We start from the raw sequence: 21,558 nt of genomic DNA on the forward strand, positions 1-21,558 counted from the left end.
AATATCCCCGCCGGAGGCACGCCCGAGGGAGAGGCGAAGCCGAGCCCGAGACAAACGAATTGCGCCGCCCGGCAAGGGCGGCGCGCAATCGGATTACGGCGCGCGGTATTGCTCAGCCGATATGGTAAAGCGACTGGAACAGGCGCGGGTCAAGGCTTGATTGCGCGAAGGTCGGGCCTTCGGTCAGCACGCTGACAGCATCATGGCTGTGCAGGCTTTCCTGATGGCTGGCGACGACACGGAAATCACCAATGCGGGGATCGCCTTTCAGGCTGGCGCAGAAGCTGCGGGCGGCGTCCTCGACAAAGATCGGGTTTGCGGCATTCAACTCTGCAAAAGCCTGCTCGTCTTCGCGCTTGACCATGACCTGTGTCTCGGTCGGAACCGCATCGCGGGCAAGTTCGATCATGTCTTCGAACCAGAGGCGTTTTCCGGGCTTCACGACCGCCGACAGCCGGGCCACAGACCGTTGCGAATGCGGCGTTGCCAGTTGACCGCGGGTTCTGCGGGCATGTTCGGACAATTCCAGCGAGCAGGGGCAGGTCGAAGAATAGACGAAATCAAGATGCATGATCTTGGTGCGGACACCGCCCTGTTCGATCAGTTCCAAGGCAATGTCGTAATATTGCCAACCCGACAGCCCCGACCGCAGCGAATTGACCTTCACCGGGAACGAAAAGCGCATTTGAATGCGGGCGTCGAACGACCCCAGATCGCGCATGTAATCATCAAGCGCGTGTTCGATGACCGAGAAGGAAAACTCCTTTTCGGAATGGGCATAGAATGAGCGCATGATGCGGCTCATGTTGATGCCCTTCTTTTCCGCCTCAAGGCTGACGGTGCCGGTGACGCTGGTTTCCAGCGTGATCGGCCCGTTGTCGCGGGTCTGGAACTGGATGGGCAGCCGGAAATTCGAAATACCGACATGCTGGATCACCTGACGTGCGCCGACAATCAGGCTGGACGGACCGTTCTGAAGGTCCGGCAGGCTGGCCTTATAGGCTTCAGTCACCTCGAAATCCTGCGGGTAATCGCGCGACAGGGCCGGATAGCCGTTGCCCGGAATAAGATGCGCGACCGAGGAATCCAGCGTGGCGATTTCTTCGTCCGAAGATTTCACTGCCCATTGCCGCAGGATCGCCAAAGCCTTTTCGGCTTCGTCACGCGATGGCTTGCGGTCGATTTGCGGCGTGAAGATGTTCATGGGACGGGTCCTTTCGGTTCCGGAAGGGCCGTAGCCCTCCCTTCAATGTCAGCAGGTATACGCAGTCTGTCCGCGCTTGGATCAATGTAGGGGCCGTTTTGTCGATCACAAGCGACATTCGGGGCAGGATGGTTAGAAAATGCTCTGGGCCGGAGTGAAAACACCCCGGCCCTAAGGCTTTTGGGCGGCTTTACGCCTGTTCCAGTGCCTGCAACAGATCTGCGATCAGGTCGCTGGCATCCTCAAGCCCGATCGACAGGCGGATCAGGCCGGGGGTGATGCCAAGCGCATCTTTCTGGTCTTGCGGCAGACGCTGGTGGGTTGTCGTGGCCGGATGGGTTGCAATTGTCTTTGCATCGCCAAGGTTGTTCGAAATCTTTGCGATCTCCAACGCGTTCATAAAGCGGAAGGCCGCGTCCTTGCCGGCAGCGATGTCAAAGGTGACAAGCGTCCCCCCTGCCCCCATCTGCGCCGTTGCCAGTGCGTGCTGGGGGTGCGAGGCGAGTCCGGGGTAGATCACCTTGGACAGCTTCGGGTGGCCTTCGAGGGCCTTGGCAACCTGCGCGGCGCTGTCGGCCATGGCACGGCAGCGCAGATCCAGCGTGGCCATCCCGTTCAGATGCATCCAGGCGGTGAAGGGCGACATGCTGCCGCCGGTATGTTTCATGTAAGGTTCAACCGTCTTGCGGATGAAGTCACGGGTTCCACAGATCACCCCGCCCAAAGCGCGCCCCTGCCCGTCGACATGTTTGGTCGTCGAATAAACGATGACATCGGCGCCCTGCTCCACGGCGCGCGAAAAGATTGGGGTCGCGAAGACGTTGTCGACGATGACAATGGCACCGACTGCATGGGCGATTTCGGCGACGGAACGGATATCGACAAGCTCCAATGTCGGGTTCGACATGGATTCAAAGAATACGGCTTTGGTTTCCGGGGTCACGGCGGCGCGCCACTGGTCCAGATCAGCGCCGTCGACAAAGGTGACGCGGACGCCATAGCGGGTCAGGACTTCCTCAAGGATGTAGAGACACGATCCGAACAGCGCGCGCGACGAAACCACATGGTCACCGGCCCGCAGCATAGAGGTCAGTGCCCCGTTGACCGCAGCCATGCCGGACGCCGTGGCAAAGGCATCTTCTGTGCCTTCCAGAGCCGCGATCCGCTCTTCGAACATGCGCGTCGTCGGGTTGCCATAGCGGGCATAGATGAATTCATCGTCACCGGTTTTGACGAAGCGAGCCTCAGCGGATTCGGCGGTGGGATAGACAAATCCTTGGGTCAGGAAAATGGCTTCGGCCATTTCACCATATTGGCTGCGGCGAATGCCATCATGCACAAGCTTTGTGCGCGTCTTCCAATCCTGCGACATCTCTTGCCTCCTTCGGCAAAGGAAAAACCCCGAAACCGGTCAGGCTTCGGGGTTCGACCCAAGACCCTTTTAGCGGTATGTTTAACGTGGCCCGCAATCCGGCACAAAGCACCACGAGGCGCGAAATACGCCTTTGGCCGGGTTCGGTCAATGGGAGATGCGTGCGCCAGAGGCCCGGAAATTTCCGGGCAAAATTCTTCGAAGAATTTTCGCCCGACCGCGCCCCAATCGACGAAGCAGATGCCGAAAGCCTTAGCCTTTCGGGGGTGTTTCCTCGGTTGGTTCTTCGATGAGGTAAGATTGCAGAGCAAAGATCTGCCACCAGAGGAAGAGGACAAGCGCAATGGGAAGGGCGAAGGTTTCTAACTTGACCCAGGCATCGGTCGAAAGGTTCCGCCAGATCAACTCATTGGCCACGGCAAGGGCCACGAACATACCCGTCAGACGCTTGGTCAGGATCATCCAGCCTTCCTGACGCATGGGCAGCAATTCCCCCATCACCACCTGAAGCCAGCTTTGTCCCCGCGCCAATCCGATGGCAAGCAAGCCTGCCATCGTTCCGTAGACGATGGTCGTCTTCATCTTGAAAAAGCGTTCATCGTTGAACCAGGCTGTCAGCCCGCCAAAGAAGATGACCATGACCGCCGTAAACACCTGCATCCGGCTGAGCTGCCCCGTCAGGCGCCAAAGGATTGCCATTGCGACGAGCAGGATCGGAATGAAGATCAAGGCAGAGACGATAAAGCCGGAATAGGCGGTTCCAGCGATGATGAAGCTGTCTTCCTTGATCCGCAGATAGATGAGGAAAAAGGCAATGGTCGGCCCAAGCTCCAGCACCTGTTTGAGAAATCCGTTGATCTTTTTCTGTGCCATTGCGGCCTGCTCCGTCTGGTGGGGCCCGCCTAGCCCGCGAATTCCATTATCACTGCGCCGAGCGCAATCAGCGCCATCAGCGCGGTTCGCACCGGCCCGACCTTGTCACCCAGAATGAGCCAGGCAATCAAGGCCGCAAATACGGTTGAGGTTTCGCGCAGCACCGCAGCCTCGCCCACCTTGTCAAGGCGCGTGGCCAGCATGATGGCACCAAAGGAGAAGTAGGCGACAAAGGCCCCGATGATCCCGCGCCGCAGGAGGGCGGGAAATTCCGACGCGGGCAAGCGCACCCAGCGCCGGGCGGTCGCAAGAGGCATGAAGATGCCGTCGATCATGAAAAACCACGCGAGGAAGGTGAAAGGATCGGCCGTCGCCCGAATGCCCCAGGCATCATAGGTGGTGTAAAGGGCGACAAAGGCCCCGGTCGCAACGGCAAAGCCCAGCGCGGGGATCATGCGGTCGCGGTCAATGGTCACGGTGCGCAAATTCCATGCGGCCAGACCAAGGATTGCCGCAACCAACAATGCAAGCCCAAACCACTGCCAAAGCGTATAGATTTCCCCAAAGACGATGCCTGCCGCGACAACGGCAAAGAGCGGACCCGTGCCGCGGACCACCGGATAGACCACCGCATAGGCACCCCGGGTGTAGGTCATGGCCTGCAGGATCTTGTAGATGGTGTGGATCACAAAGGCACCAAGAAAGATCGGCCACATATGCGGCTCAGGCCACGGCACGACAAACAGAGCGAAGGGCGCGGCGATAATCCCATACGAGGCGTCGATGGCCGCTCGACTGAGCCAAGGATCATGCCGCCCCTTTTGCAAGGCGCCAAAAAGTGCGTGCAGGAAAGCGGCCAGCAGCGCCAAGGCAAGCGCAACATCCTCGCCTTGCGCAGTACCTTCGAGGGAAAGAAGCCAATCAGACACGTTAAGTACTTTGTGAAGCGGAGCCAGGGGGCGCTGCCCCCTTCCGCGTTTTGGCCGAGGCCAAAACGCTGACCCCCGGGATATTTAGGGACAGAAAAAATGCATCAGGCGTCGATCCCTACCAGGGCGCGGGCAAATTCATCCGGGTCGAAGGGCGCAAGATCGTCGATCTGTTCTCCGACGCCGATCGCGTGAATCGGCAGGCCGAATTTGTCAGCCAAGGCCACCAGCACCCCGCCTTTCGCGGTGCCGTCGAGTTTGGTCATGACAAGCCCGGAAACATCGGCAAGTTTTCGGAAAATTTCGACCTGAGTGACGGCATTCTGGCCGGTTGTGGCGTCCAGCACGAGAAGGGTGTTGTGGGGGGCTGTCGGGTCTTTCTTGCGGATCACGCGGATGATCTTGGCAAGTTCTTCCATCAGGTCGGCGCGGTTCTGAAGCCGCCCGGCCGTGTCGATCATCAGCAGATCTGCCCCGTCGGCCTGAGCCCGGCTAAGGGCATCAAAGGCAAGGCTGGCGGGGTCCGAGCCTTCGGGCGCTGTCAGCACCGGAACGCCGGCACGGTCGCCCCAGACGCGGAGTTGTTCGACAGCCGCGGCACGGAACGTATCGCCAGCCGCGATCACGACGTTTTTGCCTGCCGCCTTGAACTGGCTGGCCAGTTTGCCGATGGTCGTGGTCTTTCCTGATCCATTCACCCCGACAACCAGAACGACCTGCGGCTTTTGCGGATAAAGCGGCAAGGGTTTTGCCACCGGCGTCATGATGCGAGCGACTTCGGTCGCAAGGGCCGCGCGCAATTCCGCGGTGGAAATCTTCTTACCAAAACGCCCCTCGGCGATATTCGCCGTCACGCGCATGGCGGTTTCAACCCCCATATCGGCCTGGATCAGAAGTTCTTCCAGACTTTCCAGCATGGCGTCATCAAGCAGGCGCCGCGGTTCATCGGCCCGTGTGCCCAAGACACGCCCGATCAGTCCCGGCGCAGGTGACGCAACAGGTGCCGCAGTTGAGGCTGGTGAGGACGCGATAGGCTGTGCCGCGGGTTCCGGGGAAACCTGTTCTGGCGCCAATGCGGACGGAGCTGTGCTTTCTTCGGTCTCGGCCTCGGCGACCAAGGCGTCGATGCCCTCGCCGATCTTGTCCGAGGATTTGAACAGGCGGTCCTTGAGTTTCTTGAAAAACGACATGACTGGGCTTTCCACAGCGGCTTTGTTCCCACCTAATCACTTTGGGCGGGCATGGAAAGGGCCGGATCAGCCCTTTGGGAAGGTCCAGAACAAGATGCTTCCCCAGAAAATCAGGAGTTGGCCAAGGACATAGGCCGGCCAAAGGGCTGCCCCGAGAAGCGCCTTTAGTCTGTCAGTGGTGACCACGAAAAGCCGAAGGGCCAGCAAAAGGTCCGAGGCAAGGAACAGCAATGCCCCGAGTTGGAGGTCGGACGTCCCTGCATTCGGTGGCAAGAGTATAGCAGCAATAGCCATGAGGGCGATCAGGGCGACATAGGCGCGCACAGGCCAGCGAAGGGCCCCGGTGCGGGGTGCAAGCCAGAATTCGGTTGAGAGAACCAGTGCCGCAAGGGAAAGAAGCGCCCAACAATGCTCGCCCGTGAAGGGGGCAAAGCCGAGGTCCGCGCTGCGGGTGAACAGTGCGACGGCATAGACCAGATGGCCCAGCCCGAAAGCCCCCATTCCGGCAAGGAAAGCCCCCGTGCCCGGGCGGGACAGGAAATAATCGCCCAAGACCCCAAGCAAAAGCCCAGCAGCCATGATCCAGACAGCGTCGCCGGCCATCAGCGATGTCGCGAGCCAGAAAAGGGCAATCGGCGCAAGCGTGACCGTTTTGACCATCGACCGAAGCCAGTCATCTCCATCGCGCCAGCTGTAGGCAAACCAGTATATCAGCCCCGCAATGGCCCCAAGACTGGCTGCCACGCGAAAGATAAGGTCGAACATGCTGCCCCCTTTTTTTCCTTGCTGTAGCAGGATGATCGTCGCTCTGCCATGTATCGGTCAGAATTTCATGCTAGAACCGCCGCCATGAACCGCAGACCGCTTCCCCTTGCGCTATTTGCCCTTGTCGCGCTGACGCCGGTGCCATTGATCCTTGCGGGGATCTGGCTGGGCGAGGGCTGGGTGTGGGCCGGATTTCTTTACATGTCGGTTCTGGTCATCGCGATCGACCAGATGATCCCTTATGTGGCAGGCGATGCGCCTGATGGCAGTGAGTTTCCGGCCTCGGACAGTGTTCTTTTGGCTGTTGGCTTGTCTCATCTTTGGCTTTTCCCCTTGGCCGTCTGGGCAGTTGCGGGCGAGTCCGGGCTGACACCTGGCGGGCGGACCCTAGTGTTTCTGGCTGCGGGATATTGGATGGGGCAAGTTGCCCACCCTGCCGCGCATGAATTGATTCATCGCGGCAACAGGTGGCTGTTCTGGTTGGGGGGCGCAATCTATACAAGCCTGCTGATCGGGCACCATTCCAGCGCGCATCGACTGGTTCATCACCGCACCGTTGCGACGGAAGACGACCCAAGCTCTGCGCCGGCGGGAATGGGGTTCTGGCAATTTGCACCACGATCCTGGATTGGCAGTTTCCGGGCAGGTTGGGCAGCGGAAGATGCCCTTCGCGCAAGGCGAAGCAAAAATGGGGTGCATCCCTATCATGCCTACATTGGTGGCGCGGCTCTATCGTTAACCTCGGGGTGGATTTTAGCTGGCCCAGTTGGGGTACTTGCGTGGTTTGGGCTGGCCGCGCATGCCCAATTGCAGATGGCTTTGGCGGATTATGTTCAACATTACGGCTTGCGGCGTGCCCGGCGCGAAGATGGGCGTTACGAACCCGTCGCGAATTGCCATTCGTGGAACACACCTCACTGGTTTTCCTCGGCCCTAATGTTGAACGCCCCTAGACATTCCGATCATCATGCCCATCCAGCACGCCCCTATCCGGCGCTGCGACTGCCTGATGATGCCCCCATGTTGCCGTGGCCCCTCCCCTTGGCTTGTGCCATTGCAATGGTACCCCGTCTTTGGAAACGACGGATGAAACCCCATGTCGCCAAATGGTCGGGCTGACGCAGAGGTGACTGGCGCGTGTCGCTTTCCCGTGGCACGATGCAAGGAAAGAGGAGGCCCCAATGCATCTCTTTTCTCGCAGTTGTTGCGCGGTCATTGCCGCCATGTGGCCAAGCTTGGCGATGCCAGCCGAACCCTTGACCGGAACCCCGATGACCGGGGCAGAGTTTGAGGCCTATACGACCGGGAAAACGCTGAGTTTTTCGTCGTTGGGGCAACTTTATGGTGCAGAGCAATACCTGCCGGGGCGCAGGGTGATGTGGGCCTTTACCGAAGATATCTGCCGCCAAGGGATCTGGTACGAAGACGCAGGGCAGATCTGTTTTTCCTATGACTATGACCCGACACCTCAATGCTGGGTGTTTTGGCGGGACGCAGGCTTGAATGCGCTTTTCATGGGACAAGAAGACGGCACACGGTTGAAGGAAGTTGCCCAAAGCGCCTCACCCCTGCCCTGTGCGGGGCCAGAGGTCGGGGTTTGAACTTGACCCTTTCGAACATTCCGAACCGCGCATCTGACCCTTTGAGTGTATGAATTTACTTTTTCGAACCTTAGAACAGGCTTCCTTGTTCCGGCGGTTTTGCCGGGCCCTTTTTCGGCGTTGACGCCTTTCCGCTGATTGCGGGCAGCTTTCCGTCATGGAATTCGATTTCGAGAGCAACAGCATTTTCAGCGTCGGCCCGGCGGGTCACGACCTTTCCATCACCGCGGATCACTGCATAGCCGCGCTTGAGCGTCTCCGTGTAGCCCAAGTTTGAATGAACCCGAGACAGAGCTTCCAGCCGACCGTGCTTGTCTTCCAACCGCTTCAGCGCAATGGCATCGAGCCGCTCTCCGATGTCTGAAAGCCGCTTTCGATCCCGATCAAGATCGCGGGCCGCACTGGCGAGAAGTCGGGCAAGCGAAGGCGCAAGACGTGAGGACCAATTGTCGTATCGCGCCCTGGCCTGATCAATCCGGCGGGTCAGACGCGACTCCAACCCATCGGCTTTGCGAACCAGCATTTCCTGCCGGTTGGCGATCAAAGACTGCAAAGCCCTTGGCGAAACTTTGCCTGACTGGCGCTCAAATTCGCCCCGCTTGCGGCTGACACATAGCGTCAATCCAGAGGAAAGTCGCCCCGATGCGTTATCCAAGCGTTGCGCGGGTGATGCCAGCAACGCGTCCAGTCGCGGCAAGGCCCGCGCCAAATCGCGCATTCTTTGGCCGCGCAGCGTCAATCCTTGCGCAAGCCCCCTCGAAAGACGCGCGGCCAGATCATCGACACTGGCCAAAAGCTCCAGTCGAACCGGCACGGCCATTTCGGCGGCCGCGGTCGGCGTTGGCGCACGACGATCCGAGGCATAGTCAATCAGGGTAGTATCGGTTTCATGACCTACGGCAGAAATCAGAGGAATCCGGCTTTCCGCAGCGGCGCGGACAACGATTTCTTCGTTAAACCCCCAAAGATCCTCCAGCGAACCGCCGCCACGGGCAACGATCAGAACATCCGGTCGGGGAATGGCACCACCCGGCGCGATTGCGTTGAAGCCCCGGATGGCCGCCGCAACTTCGGGCGCACATGCCTGCCCTTGCACCGCAACCGGCCAGATCAGGACATGACGCGGAAAACGGTCGCGCAGGCGGTGCAATATGTCCCGGATCACAGCGCCAGAAGGAGAGGTCACGACCCCGATCACCTCGGGAAGAAATGGCAGCGGCTTCTTTCGGGCAGCATCGAACAGACCTTCGGACTGCAAGGCGGCGCGGCGCTTTTCCAGCATGGCCATCAAGGCCCCCGCCCCTGCGGGCGAAACATCCTCGACGATTAGCTGATATTTCGATTGCCCCGGAAAGGTGGTCATCCGCCCGGTGGCGACCACTTCCATTCCTTCTTCGGGGCGAACCTGCATCCGCGCGACCTGCCCCTTCCACGAAATTGCGGCAATGACGCTGCGGTCATCTTTCAGGTCAAAATACAAATGCCCCGAGGCGGGTCGCGAAACGCGCCCAACCTCGCCCCGAACCCGCACCAGACCGAACTCGCCTTCGATCACCCGTTTCACCGCCCCGGAAAGTTCCGAAACGGTATATTCCGGCTGATTGCCCTGTGGGGCCGCGTCTTCAAACATATCCATGCGACTTGCCTCTGTCCTTGGCTGACCTTATGACGCGCAGGAACCAAGGCCAAGGGGGGCGCACCCATGAACATTCTGATCCTCGGAAGCGGTGGACGCGAGCATGCCCTTGCCTGGGCTGTGAAACAGAATCCGAAATGCGACAGGCTGATTGTTGCCCCCGGCAATGCAGGGATCGCACAAGTGGCGGAACTTGCAGATATCGACATGCTGGACGGCGCGGCCGTTGTCGAATTCTGTGGCGAGAATGCGATTGATTTTCTGATCGTCGGCCCCGAGGCGCCCTTGGCTGCGGGCGTGGCCGATGCGGCGCGGGATGCGGGTATTCTGACCTTTGGGCCATCGGCTGCCGCTGCGAAACTTGAGGCTTCGAAAGGCTTTACCAAAGAAATCTGTGACGCCTGTAATGCGCCGACGGCAGGTTACGCGCGGTTTGACAATGCTGCTGACGCGCGCGCCTATGTCGAGAAGATGGGCGCGCCCATCGTGATCAAGGCAGATGGTTTGGCTGCGGGCAAGGGCGTGATCATGGGCATGACCATGGAAGAAGCCTTGGCCGGAATTGACGAGATCTTCGGCGGAGCATTTGGCGAAGCTGGGGCCGAAGTTGTGATCGAAGAATTCATGGAAGGAGAAGAGGCAAGCTTCTTCATCCTCTCCGATGGTGAGAACGCCCTGCCAATTGGCACGGCACAAGACCACAAACGCGTGGGGGACGGCGACACGGGCCCCAATACAGGTGGGATGGGGGCCTATTCTCCGGCGCCTGTTTTGACGGATGCCATTCAAAAGCAGGCGATGGACGAGATCGTCCTGCCAACCATCCGCGAAATGGCCCGTCGCGGCACGCCCTATCAAGGCGTGCTCTATGCAGGCCTGATGATCAAGGACGGCCATGCACGTCTGGTCGAATACAACTGCCGTTTCGGCGATCCCGAATGTCAGGTGCTGATGCTGCGCCTTGGCGCTCAGGCCTTGGACCTTATGCTGGCTTGTGCCGAAGGTCGCCTGGACAGCGCAAAGGTCAATTGGGCCGACGATCATGCCATGACAGTGGTCATGGCGGCCAAAGGCTACCCCGGCAATTACAGCAAGGGCAGCGTTATTGGCGGACTGGAAGGTTTGGCCGAAGACAGCTGGCAAACCGTTTTTCATGCTGGCACCAAAGAAAAAGATGGCAAGATCACCGCAAATGGCGGCCGCGTGTTGAATGTGACCGCCCGAGGCAACACCCTGCGCGAGGCACACGCCAAGGCCTATGCCTTGGTCGATGCCATTGACTGGCCCGATGGATTTTGTCGCCGTGACATCGGCTGGCGCGCACTCTAGGGCAGAGCCATGATCATCCGCGAGAAGCCCGGCCTACTGGATCTGCTGCTCGCGTTGCGTGGTTCGGTGCTGCCAAGGATCGCGCCAACCTTGGCATTTTTCGCCCTCTGGTCGATTGCAATCGTCTGGATCGACCGCACCTTCTTTCCTTTGGCCCATGTGAACGGCTCGGCCCTTGCGCTTTTCGGGGTGGCCCTTTCGCTGTTCCTGGGGTTCCGCAACAACGCCGCCTATGATCGTTGGTGGGAAGCACGGAAGCTGTGGGGTGGGCTTATCGCCGATATGAGGAGCCTGCCGCGTGAGGCAGAGATCTTTCTGCCCGCCTCGGACAATCGGGACCAGCTGCTGCGCCTTGCTCTGTCGTTTCTCCATTTGCACCGCCTTCGCTTGAGGCGACTGAAGGTCGATGAGGCGGCAAAGCGGTGCTTGGAAAAGGCGGGCTTGCCGGACGATGCAGGCCCGGACACGGCATTGACGGTGATGAATGCCCTGCTTGCCTCTGAGCGGAGCGAAGGGCGACTGGATGGCTTTGGAGCACGCACCCTGTCCGCTCGGCTGTCCGGAATGGCCCTGGCACAGGCGGGATGCGAACGCATTCAGGCCACCCCTCTGCCCTACGTTTATTCGCTGCTCGTCTTTCGCACCTCATGGCTTTACTGCCTTCTTCTGCCAACCGCGCTGCTTGGGCCCGCGGGCTGGCTTGCTCCGCTTTTTACGGTCATCGTGGCCTATACGTTCTTTGGCCTTGCAGAAGTGACGGAAGAACTCGCCCACCCCTTCGGCCTGACCGGAAAAGGGCTCCCCTTGGACGCCTTGTGCCGGGTTGGAGAAATCAGCGTGGCACCACACCTTGGCGAGACGCCCCCTGCCCCTCTGGCCCCTGTAGCATTCCGGCTTGACTGAGACCTGACAATTTCCTTGGAAAGGAAATTGCAAAATTCTTTGAAGAATTTTGCGTTCCGCCCCGGATCAGGCCTGCGTCCCGATAGGCTCTTGCGTCCAAGGTGATGCGCGCATAAGAAGCGCGCGCAATTTGCGTCCGGCGTGGGAGGGTCTTATGCCGCTTCTGGTGATGAAATTCGGCGGAACCTCTGTCGCCAATCTTGAGCGGATCGAAAACGCCGCCAAGAAGGTGCAGAAAGAGGTTGAGCGCGGCTATGACGTGATCGTCATAGTCTCGGCCATGTCGGGCGAAACGAACAAGCTTGTCGGTTTTGTTGAAGGCACGTCCAAGCTTTATGACGCCCGTGAATACGATGCCGTTGTTGCATCTGGCGAAAATGTGACTGCGGGGCTGATGGCCCTTCGACTTCAGGAGATGGGTGTTCCGGCACGCAGCTGGCAAGGTTGGCAAGTTCCGATCAACACCACGTCCGCACATGGTTCGGCACGGTTTATGTCAATCCCGCGGGAAAACCTGGATGCGAAATTCGCTGAAGGGTTCAAGGTCGCTGTCGTTGCGGGCTTCCAAGGCGTTTCCGCCGAAGGCCGGGTCACGACACTTGGTCGCGGCGGTTCGGACACCACCGCCGTTGCTTTTGCCGCCGCCTTTGAAGCCGAACGGTGCGACATCTACACGGATGTCGATGGCGTTTACACCACCGACCCGCGCGTCAGTTCGAAAGCGCGCAAGATGGACAAGATCGCCTTTGAGGAGATGCTGGAACTTGCCTCTCTCGGGGCAAAGGTTCTGCAAACCCGTTCGGTCGAGCTTGCCATGCGCTACAATGTGCGCCTGCGTGTGCTGTCATCATTCGAAGACACCGATGAAACTTCTGGAACGCTCGTCTGTGGCGAGGAGGAAATCATGGAATCCAAAGTCGTATCCGGCATCGCGTTCTCGCGCGAAGAAGCCAAGATCACCCTCTTCACCATCGAGGACCGCCCCGGCGTTGCCTCGGCCATTTTTGGCCCCTTGGCTGACGCGGGCATCAACGTTGACATGATCGTTCAGAACATCAGCGAGAAGAACTATGACGAGGCCCATCCGGGCGCCGTCACCGACATGACCTTTTCTTGCCCGATCAATCAAGTCGACCGTGCCAAGAAGGCGCTGGAAGATGCCCAAAAAGAAGGCAAGATCAAATATGATGATCTGATCATCGACACCGACGTCGCCAAGGTTTCGGTTGTCGGTATCGGTATGCGCAGTCATGCAGGCGTGGCCGCCAAGATGTTCACGTCACTCTCGGCCGAGAACATCAACATCAAGGTGATTTCGACCTCTGAGATCAAGATTTCCGTGCTGATCGACCGGAAATACATGGAATTGGCCGTTCAGGCGCTGCACGACGCCTTTGACCTTGATAAAGTCTGAACCGTCCCGCTAGCGGCAGAATAGCGCGGCCCGCCAATTGGTGGGCCGTTTTCTTTCTCGCCTCTCGATTTCACGACGCTCTATTCCTCGCTTGACGTTTTGTTTCCGACGTAACTGTGTTCTAAGGAGGCAAAGCGTATTTCCGGCGCCGAAAGAAACGATCTTCAGGGACAGGCATGTCAGAACGGACCGAAAGTGAAAGCCGCAAATTGTTGCGTCGACTGCGCGACACGTTGGCGACGACCGGAGGCGGGCAAGACCGGTTGGACCGGATCACGCATCTGATTGCAGACTCGATGAAGACCGAGGTTTGCTCGATCTACCTGTTTCGCGACCCTGAAACGCTGGAACTCTGTGCGACCGAGGGGTTGAAGAAAGAGGCCGTCCACCAGACGCGTATGAAGCTGGGCGAGGGCCTTGTCGGTCGCGTGGCCCGCACCAACAGTGCGGTCAATACAGCCAATGCCCCGGCGGAAAAAGGTTTCCGCTATATGCCGGAAACCGGCGAAGAGATTTATTCCAGTTTCTTGGGCGTCCCGATTCAACGAGTTGGCGAAAAACTTGGCGTTCTGGTCGTCCAGTCGAAGACGGCAAGAAGCTTCTCGGATGACGAGATCTATGCCCTTGACGTCGTCGCCATGGTTTTGGCCGAGATGACGGAATTGGGGGCATTCACGTCAGACGACAATGGCATGTCGGCCCTGCATCGGCAGCCTGCCTTGTTTCGTGGCGGCATAGGTCAGGAAGGATCGGCCGAGGGCCATGTCTGGCTGCACGAGCCACGCGTTGTCGTGACCAACCCCGTGGCAGACGATCCGCTGACCGAGATTGAGCGGATCAGAGAAGCCGTTGGCCAGCTTCGCGTTTCCATCGACGACCTGCTGGCCGCGCAAAGTCTGGACAAGGATCAGGTTCAAGTCCTTGAAGCCTATCGCATGTTCGCAAATTCGCGCGGTTGGTTGCGGCGCATGGAAGAGGACATCATGCGCGGCCTATCGGCCGAAGCCGCTGTCGAAAAGGAACAGTCCGCTGCACGGGCGCGCCTTGAGCAGGTCGAAGACGCATATCTGCGCGAACGGCTTTCCGATCTGGACGACCTGTCGAACCGTCTTCTGCGCCTGCTTACCGGCCAAGGTCAGGACACGGGCGCTGAAATGCCCGAGAACCCCGTTCTTGTCGCCCGCAATATCGGTCCTGCTGAACTGTTGGATTACGGGCGCAGCTTGAAGGGCGTGGTGCTGGAAGAAGGCAGCGTGGGGAGCCATGCGGCCATAGTCGCGCGCGCTTTGGCAATTCCCTTGGTCATCAATACGGGCCGCATTACCGCCGAGGCCCTGAATGGCGACCACATCCTTGTCGATGGCGATCAGGGGATCGTGCATCTTCGCCCAGAAGAAACTGTTGCGCGCGCTTTCCGTGACAAAATCGCAATGCAGGCAGAGGCCCAGAAGCGCTATGCCAGCCTGCGCAAATTGCCCGCCACAACGCTGTGCGGAAAGACAATTTCGCTAAGCATGAACGCGGGCCTGATGGCCGATCTGCCCAGCCTCGAAGGCTCTGGTGCCGAAGGGGTGGGACTTTTCCGAACGGAATTGCAGTTCTTGATCCGCAACAAGATGCCCCGTCGGGCCGAACTTGCATCGCTGTATGCGCGGGTCATGGACGCGGCAAAAGGAAAACGCGTGGCCTTCCGTACCTTGGACATCGGATCGGACAAGGTGCTGCCCTATATGAAACCGCAGGACGAACCGAACCCCGCAATGGGTTGGCGGGCCATCCGGGTTGGGTTGGACAAACCCGGTGTACTGCGGATGCAGGTTCAGGCGCTTATCCGCGCGGCAAACGGGCGCCCGCTGACCGTCATGTTCCCCTTCATCACCGAGTTTTCCGAGTTTCAGGAGGCTAGATCACATGTCCTTCGCGAATTGCATCGCGAAAGATCCTTGGGTCATGTGCCCCCTGCAAAAATCGAAATCGGCGCCATGCTGGAAACGCCCAGCTTGGCCTATGCACCGAAAGCCTTCTTTGAACTCGTTGATTTCATTTCGATCGGGGGGAACGATCTGAAGCAATTCTTCTTTGCCGCAGACCGTGAGAACGAACGCGTTCGGCGCCGCTATGACACCTTGAACTTCAGCTTCCTGAATTTCATCGAGCAGATCGTTGCACGATGCAATGAAACGGGTACGGCCTTGAGTTACTGTGGCGAAGACGCTGGTCGCCCGATCGAGGCCTTGGCGCTATCGGCTATGGGGCTTCGCAGCCTTTCGATGCGGCCAGCCTCTATCGGGCCGGTCAAGGCCTTGCTGCGAAAGACCAATCTGGACGAAGCGAAGTCGGTCATCGTGGCCGCACGCGACAGCGGCGAACCATCTGCGCGGCAGGCGTTGATGAATTGGTTGGCCGAACAGCCGAACTGACCTTTCAGGCGCGTTTCGGCACGGGCTTTTCGACTGCATTCGAGAAGTCCGCAAGAACCCGTTCGGCCCCATGGCTTTCAGCCATTCTAAGCAGGGCAAAGCGAATACGCGCAATTTCCCTGTAGTAATTCAGAAAGGCTGCGTTCAAAGCGGCCCCGGTCAAGGCGCCAAGTATCGGAACGGTCTGCGCCGCCAGTTTCTGGCCGAACGCAGTCACAAGGCGCGGTGCAACGGCGGACAGCACCTTTTGCACGGCCGGGCCTGTCAAGGTAAGTCGCGCGGAAAGAAAACTGGTGTTGATGCCATCGTCGCTTTGAAGAGGGCTGCCTGCGCCAAAGGTGCGGATGCATTCCAACCGGATGTCGGGATCATTTGGGTCGAAGCCAGCCAGTCGCGCTTCGGCCCGGATGGCATTCAAGATCAGCGTGATGGTCAGCGGCAGTTCAGCAACCGCGGTCGCAATGCCTCCCGCCCCACCAGCAGCCCCCGCGGCGACCGCGGCCGCAAGACGTCCTTTTGGTCCTGCATCGGGCAGGCGATCAGCTTGGGACGCGAGCGAAAGGCTCGCCTTCAACCCGCTTTCGACAGCAGATTCGATCTGTGTCCGGTAGCTTCGCGGGATCAGTGAAAGCTGCTTTTCAAAACTGCCGCCCAGTCGGTTCACCAAGGATATGACCGGGCCGTTTGCGCGCTTGAAATCTGCCGCAAGCCGATGAATTTCAGCGGAATAAAGATCAGAAGCGGGGGTGGGCAGGTTTTCCATTCCATGGATATGGGGATTGGCGCAATCTCTGCAATAGCAGCAAGGTCACGTCGCTTTCGTGACCATCCCTTTGACGCCATCCCAAGCCCCGGCCTTTAGTGCCAGACCAAGGATTCGGTCGGGGTTTGTGGGGGGCGGCATTTGCACATCTGACAATTTGCGAAAACCGAAGCGGCGGTAATAGGGTTCATCCCCAACCAACATGACCCGTTCCCAGCCAAGACGTTTGGCCTCGGCAAGGCTTTCATTTATCAGCAGGCCACCCAGACCTTCGCCCTGACGGGTCGGATGAACGGCAACTGGGCCGAGCAGCAAGATATCCTGTTCGCCCACCAAAGCTGGCCAATAGCGGATAGCTGCGGCCAAAGTGCCAGAATCATCGCGTAAAATCAGACACAAAGGCGCAACAGTCGGAACGCCGTCGCGAAGACGATAAGAAGACAAGGCTGTGCGACCGGGGGCAAAACAAAGGTCAAGAAGGGCCTCGACCTCCCACCAGTCGTCCTCGGTTTCCTCCTCAAGTCGGTACAAGCGCGGTGCCCTCCGAATCCACTGGAAAAGCCCCGTAACATGCTATTGTTTCAGGGGCAAACCGTGAAAGGATGCAGATGTTCTATCGTCCGGAAGATGGCCACGGACTGCCACATAGTCCCTTTAGCGCAATTGTCGCCCCGCGCCCGATCGGGTGGATTTCGACCAGAGGATCGAAAGGTGATAATCTTGCGCCCTATTCGTTCTTCAATGCCGTCGCCTATGTGCCGCCGCAGATCATGTTTGCCTCGACTGGCGAAAAAGACAGTGTGCGAAACATCCGGGAAACCGGCGTGTTTGCTGTGAATATCGTTTCAGAGCAACTATTTAAGCAGATGAGCGATACATCGGCCGCACTTCCGCATGGGGTGGACGAATTCGCCGAGACTGGGTTGGAAAAGGCCGCATGCCAGACGATAGATTGCCCCAGGGTTGCGGCGGCCCCTGCGACCTTGGAGTGCAGGGTTTCGCAAATCGTGCCGCTTTTGGGGCGGGACAACACATTGATCTTGGGGGAAGTCACGGGCATCCATTTGCGCGACGATTGCGTGGTAAATGGGCGGTTTGACGTCACGCGCTTTCATCCGGTCGGCCGTTTGGGCTATCGCGATTACTGCGTTGTCACCGAGTTGATCGAGTTGGCCCGCCCCGGTGAACGGTGAGCGCGGAACGGCCAACACTGCTGCAATGAATTGATCCAAAAGGATTTTCCGAGATGAACACAATGATTGGCGTGATTGGCGGATCCGGGCTTTACCAGATCGACGGGCTAGAGGGGGCGTCGTGGGTCAAGGTGAAAACGCCTTGGGGAAAGCCCTCGGATGAGGTGTTGGTCGGGCGGTTGGACGGGGTTGCGATGGCCTTTTTGCCGAGGCATGGGCGGGGGCATGTGCATTCGCCTTCGACGGTCAATTACCGCGCCAACATTGATGCGCTGAAGCGCTTGGGATGCACTGATATCATTGCGGTTTCTGCCGTGGGAAGCCTGCGGGAAGACTATGTTCCGGGCGATTTTGTCATTGTAGATCAATATATTGACCGGACATTTGCGCGCGAGAAATCGTTTTTCGGATCAGGTTGCGTGGCGCATGTCGGGTTTTCCCATCCGACTTGCCGGCGTTTGGGGGATGCGGCGGCGCTTGCGGCACAAGACCTGGGGGTCACAGTCCATCGTGGGGCTACATATGTGGCGATGGAGGGGCCTCAATTCTCGACCCTGGCGGAAAGCCGACTGTATCGGCAATGGGGCGCCGATCTGATCGGGATGACCGGGATGCCGGAAGCCAAGCTCGCCCGCGAGGCAGAGCTTTGCTATACCTGTGTCGCGATGGTCACCGATTTTGACTGCTGGCACCCAGACCACGGCGCGGTTGATGTAGCGCAAGTCATTAAGATCATGGGAAAAAATTCGGCGGCTGCGCGGCAACTGGTGGCCCGCCTGCCCAACATCCTTGGGCCGGAACGCACCCCTTGCCCGCAGGGATGCGACCGCGCCTTGGACACGGCGATCATGACAGCGCGCAGCCATATCGACCCGGACATGAAAGAAAAGCTGGATGCAGTCGCAGGGCGTGTTCTGCGCTGATTTGGGCCTGTGTGTTTTGCGTGATTATTCCGTGGTGTTTCCGTGTGACCTCCGTGGGCACAGCCTGACCACGGTCTGTTGAGGGGCGGGGAAGCAGGCTGCCCTTGCCTCTGGCCCCGATTTTGCGCCAGTTTGGCCCCGGCATTTTCAGATAGGGAAAGACCATGGCCAAGACCGTGAAAGATTACATCCGCACCATCGTGGATTTCCCGCACGAGGGAATCATGTTCCGCGATGTGACGACATTGTTCGCCGATCCGCGCGGGTTCCGAATGTGTGTCGACCAGCTTTTGGCCCCCTATGCCGGAATGCGGATCGACAAGGTCGTGGGGCTGGAGGCGCGGGGATTCATTCTGGGCGGCGCGGTGGCGCATCAGCTTTCGACCGGCTTTGTTCCGATCCGCAAAAAGGGCAAACTGCCGGGGCAGACCATCAGTCAAGCCTATACGCTGGAATATGGCGAGGCCGTGGTCGAGGTGCATGAAGACGCGATGCACGCCGGGGAAAAGGTGTTGCTGGTCGACGATCTTCTGGCAACCGGTGGCACGGCTGAAGCCGGTATCAAGCTGGTGGAACGCCTTGGCGCACAGATCGTCGGTTGCGCCTTTGTGGTGGACCTGCCCGATCTGGGCGGGCGCAAGAAACTGGAAGGCATGGGCATGGATGTGCATGCGCTTTGCGCTTTTGACGGGCTTTAAGCCTGCGTTAAGCTTGGTTCGGTAAACCACCATCACCCCAAGCCCAAGGCTAGGGAACCGACAGGCTAGAATGGCCTTTGGACATATCGCGCCACGGAAAACAGGTGGCACTCGGGCCTCGCCAGATTGGCGGGGCCTTTCCTTTTGAGCCCGAAATGGCTGGCCCGCAGGGCGATTGACGGACAATTGCGATCTGCCTAATGATGGGTGCAGGGGGTTCGCGGTCACCCCGTGAGGCATCGTCCGAAGCGTCGCATCCTTTCCCCATATTCAGGATGCTCCTTATGCCCAAATTCCAGCAGATTGATGTTCAGCAAGTGGCGCGGCTGATTGGCCTGCCAGAGGCGCCGATGATTCTGGACGTGCGTCTTGCCGAAGATGCAGAGGCCTGTCCGGTGGTGATTCCCACGGCGCAGCGTCAGTCCCATCTGGCCGCCTTGCCGCAGACCGACCGCCAGGTCGTGGTAGTGTGCAAAGGAGGCAAGAAGCTGTCCGAGGGCGTTGCCGCCTTGGTCCGCGCGTCGGGCGGACGGGCCGAAGTGCTGGATGGCGGCATGGACGCATGGGTTGCGGCGGGTTTGCCCGTGACGAAGGTTTCTGCCTTGCCGACATCCCGCCTTTGGGTCACGCGGCAACGGCCCAAGATTGACCGCATTGCCTGCCCGTGGCTGATCCGGCGGTTTGTCGACCCCGAAGCGCGGTTCCTTTATGTTGCGCCCTCAGAGGTGGCGGCAGTGGCAGAACGCTTTGAGGCCATTCCCTTTGACATTCCGGGTGTGAATTTCAGCCATCGGGGCGAGCTGTGCAGCTTTGACACGATGATTTCGGTTTTTGGCCTGTCCACGCCGCCGCTGGAACGCTTGGCAACGGTGGTGCGTGGCGCCGATACGGACCGTCACGATCTGGCCCCGCAAGCCGCCGGGTTGTTGGCGCTGTCGGTTGGTTTGTCGCGGATGTACCGGGATGATCTGGCCCAGTTGGAGGCCGGATTGGGGCTTTACGATGCGCTTTATCGTTGGGCGCGGGACGGGTTTGAGGAAAGCCATGACTGGACAGAGTGAGGCGCGCCCGAGTCTGCGCGAGGCGGTTCGCGTGTTCATGCGGATTGGCTGTTTGTCCTTTGGCGGGCCTGCCGCGCAGATTGCCTTGATGCATCGGGAATTGGTGGAAGAGCGGCCTTGGCTGACCGAGAAGGAATACCTTTCGGCCCTGTCGTTCTGCATGTTGTTGCCGGGGCCAGAGGCGATGCAGTTGGCAACATGGGCGGGCTGGCGGCTGCATGGCACCTTGGGCGGTGTGATTGCGGGGCTTTTGTTCGTGCTGCCGGGGGCCGCTGTGGTGCTGGCTTTGTCGGCGCTTTATGCGGGGTTGGGCCATGTTCCGCTGATGGCCGCGCTTTTCGTCGGCATTCAGGCGGCGGTCGTCGCGGTCGTGATCGAGGCGTTGATCCGCGTGTCGAAAAAGGCGCTGAAAAGCCAAGAGGCCAAGGCGATTGCGGTCTTGGCCTTTGCGGCGCTGTTTTTCCTGAACGCGCCCTTTCCTCTGGTGATTTTTGCGGCCGGTCTTTGGGGGGCATTTCGGGCCTGGGGCAAGCCGATGGAGGCCGTTGCCGGGGAGCGTCCGGCACAGGCGGGAAGCCTTGCCACATTGGCGCTTTGGGGGGCGGTCTGGCTGCTGCCCTTGGGGCTTTTATGGGTGCAGGGCGGGCTTTTGTTCGAGATCGGTCTGTTCTTTTCCAAGCTGGCCGTGGTGACCTTTGGCGGGGCCTATGCGGTGCTGGCCTGGATGACGCAGGAAGTGGTGCAGGTGCAAGGATGGCTCAGCACGGCCCAGATGATGGCAGGGCTGGGTCTGGCGGAAACCACGCCGGGGCCGCTGATTCTGGTAACGGAATTCGTGGGGTTCATGGCGGGGTTTGGTCAAGGCGGCTGGGTCTTGGCGCTGGCGGGTGCCGTGGTGGCGCTGTGGATGACCTTTGCGCCTTGTTTTCTATGGATTTTTCTGGGTGCCCCCTATCTGGACCGGATCACCAGGGCGCCGCGTCTGGCCGGGGCCTTGGCGGCAATCATGGCGGCGGTTGTGGGGGTGATTGCGAACCTTTCGCTGTGGTTTGCGCTGCATTTCCTGTTCGGAACAGTTGATGTCTTTGCGGTCGGCCCGATCAGGCTGCTGTGGCCAGATCTGGGCAGTTTGCATTGGCTTTCGCTTGGTCTGGCGGTGTTGGCTGGGGTTTCGCTTTTGGCATTTCACCGCCCGTTGTGGGTGGTGCTGGGGATTTCAGCCCTGCTGTCGGTTTTTGCGGCGATGGTCTGATCGGTGGCTGAGAGCGACAAAAAGCCGGGCCG

Annotated in this window: 20 protein-coding genes and 1 riboswitch; of the genes, 11 read left to right on the forward strand and 9 right to left on the reverse strand. The window is 59.4% G+C overall.

Features of this window, described 5'->3' with window-relative positions; genetic code table 11:
• Positions 1 to 112: 112 nt before the first annotated feature.
• The 6 genes from folE2 to ACSBLW_RS07690 all read right to left on the reverse strand — a co-directional run bounded on the left by folE2 (position 113) and on the right by ACSBLW_RS07690 (position 6,333).
• Entirely contained in the window at positions 113 to 1,204 is a 1,092-nt protein-coding gene (folE2, locus tag ACSBLW_RS07665; protein ID WP_435259624.1) for a GTP cyclohydrolase FolE2, read from the reverse strand.
• 190 nt (positions 1,205 to 1,394) lie between these two features.
• Positions 1,395 to 2,576 carry an O-succinylhomoserine sulfhydrylase gene (metZ, locus tag ACSBLW_RS07670; protein WP_435259625.1) on the reverse strand — a complete coding sequence of 394 codons (1,182 nt, stop codon included), beginning with the start codon at positions 2,574 to 2,576 and terminating at the stop codon, positions 1,395 to 1,397.
• Positions 2,577 to 2,624: 48 nt separating this feature from the next.
• A riboswitch (SAM riboswitch) is annotated at positions 2,625 to 2,701 on the reverse strand.
• Between the two features lie 127 nt (positions 2,702 to 2,828).
• A complete protein-coding gene (locus ACSBLW_RS07675) occupies positions 2,829 to 3,449 on the reverse strand; it encodes an inner membrane-spanning protein YciB (protein ID WP_435259626.1) in 621 nt (206 codons plus the stop codon).
• Between the two features lie 29 nt (positions 3,450 to 3,478).
• Positions 3,479 to 4,378, reverse strand: coding sequence for an EamA family transporter (locus ACSBLW_RS07680; RefSeq protein WP_435259627.1), 900 nt, complete (start codon positions 4,376 to 4,378; stop codon positions 3,479 to 3,481).
• A gap of 104 nt (positions 4,379 to 4,482) precedes the next feature.
• Positions 4,483 to 5,568 (reverse strand): signal recognition particle-docking protein FtsY, encoded by a 1,086-nt coding sequence (gene ftsY, locus ACSBLW_RS07685; RefSeq protein ID WP_435259628.1) that lies wholly within the window; start codon positions 5,566 to 5,568, stop codon positions 4,483 to 4,485.
• A gap of 66 nt (positions 5,569 to 5,634) precedes the next feature.
• On the reverse strand, positions 5,635 to 6,333 hold the full coding sequence (locus ACSBLW_RS07690; RefSeq protein ID WP_435259629.1) for a lysoplasmalogenase family protein: 699 nt from the start codon (positions 6,331 to 6,333) through the stop codon (positions 5,635 to 5,637).
• An 84-nt stretch (positions 6,334 to 6,417) separates the two neighbouring features.
• On the opposite strand from ACSBLW_RS07690, the gene ACSBLW_RS07695 reads away from it, so the two are divergent.
• Positions 6,418 to 7,452: an alkane 1-monooxygenase gene (locus ACSBLW_RS07695; RefSeq protein ID WP_435259630.1), complete on the forward strand. Its 1,035-nt coding sequence runs from the start codon at positions 6,418 to 6,420 to the stop codon at positions 7,450 to 7,452.
• A 62-nt stretch (positions 7,453 to 7,514) separates the two neighbouring features.
• Positions 7,515 to 7,934 carry a hypothetical protein gene (locus ACSBLW_RS07700; RefSeq protein WP_435259631.1) on the forward strand — a complete coding sequence of 140 codons (420 nt, stop codon included), beginning with the start codon at positions 7,515 to 7,517 and terminating at the stop codon, positions 7,932 to 7,934.
• 70 nt (positions 7,935 to 8,004) lie between these two features.
• Here the strand turns inward: ACSBLW_RS07700 and xseA are convergent, their stop codons facing one another.
• Positions 8,005 to 9,570, reverse strand: coding sequence for an exodeoxyribonuclease VII large subunit (gene xseA / locus ACSBLW_RS07705; RefSeq protein WP_435259632.1), 1,566 nt, complete (start codon positions 9,568 to 9,570; stop codon positions 8,005 to 8,007).
• A 66-nt stretch (positions 9,571 to 9,636) separates the two neighbouring features.
• Here xseA and purD point away from each other — a divergent pair, with 66 nt between their 5' ends.
• From purD to ptsP, 4 genes are all read left to right on the forward strand, one after another.
• The gene (purD, locus tag ACSBLW_RS07710) at positions 9,637 to 10,899 is read left to right on the forward strand and encodes a phosphoribosylamine--glycine ligase (RefSeq protein WP_435259633.1); all 1,263 of its coding nucleotides are present in this window, start codon (positions 9,637 to 9,639) and stop codon (positions 10,897 to 10,899) included.
• 9 nt (positions 10,900 to 10,908) lie between these two features.
• Positions 10,909 to 11,802 (forward strand): bestrophin family protein, encoded by an 894-nt coding sequence (locus tag ACSBLW_RS07715; RefSeq protein WP_435259634.1) that lies wholly within the window; start codon positions 10,909 to 10,911, stop codon positions 11,800 to 11,802.
• 154 nt (positions 11,803 to 11,956) lie between these two features.
• The gene (locus tag ACSBLW_RS07720) at positions 11,957 to 13,216 is read left to right on the forward strand and encodes an aspartate kinase (RefSeq protein WP_435259635.1); all 1,260 of its coding nucleotides are present in this window, start codon (positions 11,957 to 11,959) and stop codon (positions 13,214 to 13,216) included.
• A gap of 176 nt (positions 13,217 to 13,392) precedes the next feature.
• A complete protein-coding gene (gene ptsP, locus ACSBLW_RS07725) occupies positions 13,393 to 15,636 on the forward strand; it encodes a phosphoenolpyruvate--protein phosphotransferase (RefSeq protein WP_435259636.1) in 2,244 nt (747 codons plus the stop codon).
• A gap of 4 nt (positions 15,637 to 15,640) precedes the next feature.
• On the opposite strand, the gene ACSBLW_RS07730 is transcribed toward ptsP, so the two are convergent.
• Together ACSBLW_RS07730 and ACSBLW_RS07735 are read right to left on the reverse strand one after the other, a co-directional pair.
• The gene (locus tag ACSBLW_RS07730; protein ID WP_435259637.1) at positions 15,641 to 16,399 is read right to left on the reverse strand and encodes an EcsC family protein; all 759 of its coding nucleotides are present in this window, start codon (positions 16,397 to 16,399) and stop codon (positions 15,641 to 15,643) included.
• A 45-nt stretch (positions 16,400 to 16,444) separates the two neighbouring features.
• Positions 16,445 to 16,930: a GNAT family N-acetyltransferase gene (locus ACSBLW_RS07735; RefSeq protein ID WP_435259638.1), complete on the reverse strand. Its 486-nt coding sequence runs from the start codon at positions 16,928 to 16,930 to the stop codon at positions 16,445 to 16,447.
• Positions 16,931 to 17,007: 77 nt separating this feature from the next.
• Between ACSBLW_RS07735 and ACSBLW_RS07740 the strand changes: the two genes are divergently transcribed.
• The 5 genes from ACSBLW_RS07740 to chrA all read left to right on the forward strand — a co-directional run bounded on the left by ACSBLW_RS07740 (position 17,008) and on the right by chrA (position 21,526).
• Positions 17,008 to 17,592 carry a flavin reductase family protein gene (locus ACSBLW_RS07740; protein ID WP_435259639.1) on the forward strand — a complete coding sequence of 195 codons (585 nt, stop codon included), beginning with the start codon at positions 17,008 to 17,010 and terminating at the stop codon, positions 17,590 to 17,592.
• A 53-nt stretch (positions 17,593 to 17,645) separates the two neighbouring features.
• Positions 17,646 to 18,515: an S-methyl-5'-thioadenosine phosphorylase gene (locus ACSBLW_RS07745; RefSeq protein WP_435259640.1), complete on the forward strand. Its 870-nt coding sequence runs from the start codon at positions 17,646 to 17,648 to the stop codon at positions 18,513 to 18,515.
• Positions 18,516 to 18,679: 164 nt separating this feature from the next.
• Positions 18,680 to 19,213 (forward strand): adenine phosphoribosyltransferase, encoded by a 534-nt coding sequence (locus ACSBLW_RS07750; protein ID WP_435259641.1) that lies wholly within the window; start codon positions 18,680 to 18,682, stop codon positions 19,211 to 19,213.
• A 284-nt stretch (positions 19,214 to 19,497) separates the two neighbouring features.
• Positions 19,498 to 20,274, forward strand: coding sequence for a chromate resistance protein ChrB domain-containing protein (locus ACSBLW_RS07755; RefSeq protein WP_435259642.1), 777 nt, complete (start codon positions 19,498 to 19,500; stop codon positions 20,272 to 20,274).
• Complete coding sequence (gene chrA / locus ACSBLW_RS07760; protein ID WP_435259643.1) at positions 20,258 to 21,526, forward strand: chromate efflux transporter; 1,269 nt, start codon at positions 20,258 to 20,260, stop codon at positions 21,524 to 21,526. The genes ACSBLW_RS07755 and chrA overlap by 17 nt, the downstream gene beginning before the upstream one ends.
• The last annotated feature ends 32 nt before the right edge of the window (positions 21,527 to 21,558 follow it).

It is taken from the genome of Thioclava sp. FR2, assembly GCF_051200875.1.
Taxonomy (GTDB): domain Bacteria; phylum Pseudomonadota; class Alphaproteobacteria; order Rhodobacterales; family Rhodobacteraceae; genus Pseudotabrizicola.

What these genes read in the sequence shown, in the direction of transcription:
- folE2 (WP_435259624.1), bottom strand. Translation starts at nt 1,204, where the DNA reads ATGAACATCTTCACGCCGCAAATCGACCGCAAGCCATCGCGTGACGAA.
- metZ (WP_435259625.1), bottom strand. Translation starts at nt 2,576, where the DNA reads ATGTCGCAGGATTGGAAGACGCGCACAAAGCTTGTGCATGATGGCATT.
- ACSBLW_RS07675 (WP_435259626.1), bottom strand. Translation starts at nt 3,449, where the DNA reads ATGGCACAGAAAAAGATCAACGGATTTCTCAAACAGGTGCTGGAGCTT.
- ftsY (WP_435259628.1), bottom strand. Translation starts at nt 5,568, where the DNA reads ATGTCGTTTTTCAAGAAACTCAAGGACCGCCTGTTCAAATCCTCGGAC.
- ACSBLW_RS07690 (WP_435259629.1), bottom strand. Translation starts at nt 6,333, where the DNA reads ATGTTCGACCTTATCTTTCGCGTGGCAGCCAGTCTTGGGGCCATTGCG.
- ACSBLW_RS07695 (WP_435259630.1), top strand. Translation starts at nt 6,418, where the DNA reads ATGAACCGCAGACCGCTTCCCCTTGCGCTATTTGCCCTTGTCGCGCTG.
- ACSBLW_RS07700 (WP_435259631.1), top strand. Translation starts at nt 7,515, where the DNA reads ATGCATCTCTTTTCTCGCAGTTGTTGCGCGGTCATTGCCGCCATGTGG.
- xseA (WP_435259632.1), bottom strand. Translation starts at nt 9,570, where the DNA reads ATGGATATGTTTGAAGACGCGGCCCCACAGGGCAATCAGCCGGAATAT.
- purD (WP_435259633.1), top strand. Translation starts at nt 9,637, where the DNA reads ATGAACATTCTGATCCTCGGAAGCGGTGGACGCGAGCATGCCCTTGCC.
- ACSBLW_RS07715 (WP_435259634.1), top strand. Translation starts at nt 10,909, where the DNA reads ATGATCATCCGCGAGAAGCCCGGCCTACTGGATCTGCTGCTCGCGTTG.
- ACSBLW_RS07720 (WP_435259635.1), top strand. Translation starts at nt 11,957, where the DNA reads ATGCCGCTTCTGGTGATGAAATTCGGCGGAACCTCTGTCGCCAATCTT.
- ptsP (WP_435259636.1), top strand. Translation starts at nt 13,393, where the DNA reads ATGTCAGAACGGACCGAAAGTGAAAGCCGCAAATTGTTGCGTCGACTG.
- ACSBLW_RS07730 (WP_435259637.1), bottom strand. Translation starts at nt 16,399, where the DNA reads ATGGAAAACCTGCCCACCCCCGCTTCTGATCTTTATTCCGCTGAAATT.
- ACSBLW_RS07740 (WP_435259639.1), top strand. Translation starts at nt 17,008, where the DNA reads ATGTTCTATCGTCCGGAAGATGGCCACGGACTGCCACATAGTCCCTTT.
- ACSBLW_RS07745 (WP_435259640.1), top strand. Translation starts at nt 17,646, where the DNA reads ATGAACACAATGATTGGCGTGATTGGCGGATCCGGGCTTTACCAGATC.
- ACSBLW_RS07750 (WP_435259641.1), top strand. Translation starts at nt 18,680, where the DNA reads ATGGCCAAGACCGTGAAAGATTACATCCGCACCATCGTGGATTTCCCG.
- ACSBLW_RS07755 (WP_435259642.1), top strand. Translation starts at nt 19,498, where the DNA reads ATGCCCAAATTCCAGCAGATTGATGTTCAGCAAGTGGCGCGGCTGATT.
- chrA (WP_435259643.1), top strand. Translation starts at nt 20,258, where the DNA reads ATGACTGGACAGAGTGAGGCGCGCCCGAGTCTGCGCGAGGCGGTTCGC.